Raw genomic sequence first — 902 nt, 5'->3', positions numbered from 1 at the left:
AACCGATCAGCGAAACCCTCCACCGTCGCCCGATCGAACAAATCCGTCGCATACGTCAAAAACCCACCCACACCCCCAGCCACACCCGACTCCTCATACACATCCCCCACAATCAAATGCAGATCGAACTGCGACACATCCACATCAGCATCCACCCCAGCCACCGACAAACCCGGCAACTCCAACACCGACCGCGCCACATTCTGAAACGACAACCCCACCTGGAACAACGGATGACGCGCCGTCGACCGCGGCGGATTCAACACCTCCACCAACCGCTCGAACGGCACATCCGCATGCGCGAACGCCGCCAAAACCGCCTCACGCTGCCGCCCCAACAAACCCACAAACGACTCACCCGGCTCCACCCGCGACCGGAACACCACGGTATTGACGAACATACCGATCAAATCATCCAACTCACGCTCACCACGACCCGCCACCGGCGTACCCACAGCAACATCAGAACTACCCGACAACCGAGCCAACAACACCGCAAACGCCGCATGCACCACCATGAACAACGTCGCACCATGCCCACGAGCCAACTCCACCAAACCCCGCATGCGTCGCCGCATCCACACTCACCGGCACCCGCGCACCCGCCAACGACGCCACCACCGGACGCGGACGATCCGTCGGCAACTCCAACAAATCCGGCAAACCCGCCAACTCCGCACGCCAAAACGCGATCTGACGCGCCGCCAACGACTCCGGATCCGACTCCTCCCCCAACACCACACGCTGCCACAACGCGTAATCCACATACTGCACCCGCAACGGCGACCACCCCGGCGACTCACCAGCCACACGAGCCGAATACGCCACCATCACATCCCGCACCAACGGACCCATCGACGACGCATCCGCCGCGATGTGATGCACCACCACCACCAGCACAT

Annotated in this window: 1 pseudogene; it reads right to left on the bottom strand. The window is 62.1% G+C overall.

From position 1 onward, the window contains the following. A pseudogene (locus tag NB3_RS34700) lies at window positions 1-902 on the bottom strand (condensation domain-containing protein); the annotation flags it as partial.

This window comes from Nocardia beijingensis NBRC 16342 (assembly GCF_001612785.1).
Lineage (GTDB): Bacteria > Actinomycetota > Actinomycetes > Mycobacteriales > Mycobacteriaceae > Nocardia > Nocardia beijingensis.
Note: the sequence above shows the minus strand (reverse complement) of the source record. Positions and strands in the feature narration are given on the sequence as shown.